2 protein-coding genes are annotated in these 1033 nt (G+C 34.2%); both read left to right on the top strand.

Annotated elements, in window-relative coordinates; genetic code table 11:
- A partial coding sequence (locus BLQ00_RS17740; protein ID WP_217629445.1) for a hypothetical protein occupies nt 1-197 on the top strand: 197 nt, incomplete at its 5' end.
- Nucleotides 198-204: 7 nt separating this feature from the next.
- Nucleotides 205-720 (top strand): hypothetical protein, encoded by a 516-nt coding sequence (locus BLQ00_RS17410; RefSeq protein ID WP_139149466.1) that lies wholly within the window; start codon nt 205-207, stop codon nt 718-720.
- Nucleotides 721-1033 lie beyond the last annotated feature (313 nt).

Below are 1033 nucleotides of genomic sequence, written 5' to 3'. Positions count from 1 at the left end.
AACCTCGAATAATCGTAACTAAACAAATAATGGTAACTTGGTTGCTTCAAGCCGCACGGCAAGCCAAACGCCACAATCAATATACGCAAACCGTTGTGCACAAGCTGAAAATTGAACTAAATGAAAAACTATTTTCTTCTAATTCTAATATTTATTTCAATTTCAAGTTGCAAAAAAAACTTGAATTCAAAAACTAACATAAAAGTGGAAAAGACTGATTCTCTTATGAAGGAAAATCTAATGATGGGAGAATTTATATATACTTCAAACGGAAAATTTTACCCCGATTCTTTAAAATCCTTAATTAATCAACAAAAAATAGCATCTGAAAAGTTTGACTTTAAGAGTTTTAAAGAATATAAATTGACCGATACTATAGAAATCGACTTAAACGGTAATGGTATTATAGAAAGTATCTATTTTGATCATAAAGATTGTCCAAGGATTTTAATAGAGGAAAAAGGGCAAAAATTGATTTCTCTTGGTTGTGGAAATAAGGATTACGAAGGATTTCCAAACGCTGTTGAATGGGTTAATTTATGGTGCGTAGTTTCGGATAAAGAAGTTTGGGAAGTACTCTTTAAGGAAAATGGCGATATTGATAAAGACAGTATTTTAAATTTGGAGCGAGCGAGTATTTATATTGGAAAGGAAGAAGCTGGTGGCGGAATTATAACATATCGGAATGGAAACCTTTACTGGGTTCATCAGTCCGACTGAAAAGAGCCAGTGCACAACAAAGTATACCAATCATTGCTCTTGCGTTAATTTTACAATAATTTCTACAAATATTTAACTATATTGGTTACTGAAAAATAACGTTACGCTTGCCCTTCTGAGTCTCACGCAGCTCTGAATAATTTGGTACTAAGTAGAGAATAAAGAACTTGTCGCTGCTGCCCTCAGCGCGCTGCGCCAAACGCAACAATCGTTATACAAACCCGTTACTAAAAATAGCTCGGATTCTGATTCTACCGAATCGAATCCGAACAGCTTTATGCTAAATATTAAGTCAGTCATTCTTACGTCCTTC

The organism is Ulvibacter litoralis, from assembly GCF_900102055.1.
Lineage (GTDB): Bacteria > Bacteroidota > Bacteroidia > Flavobacteriales > Flavobacteriaceae > Ulvibacter > Ulvibacter litoralis.
This window is presented reverse-complemented; position numbering and strand designations above follow the sequence as displayed.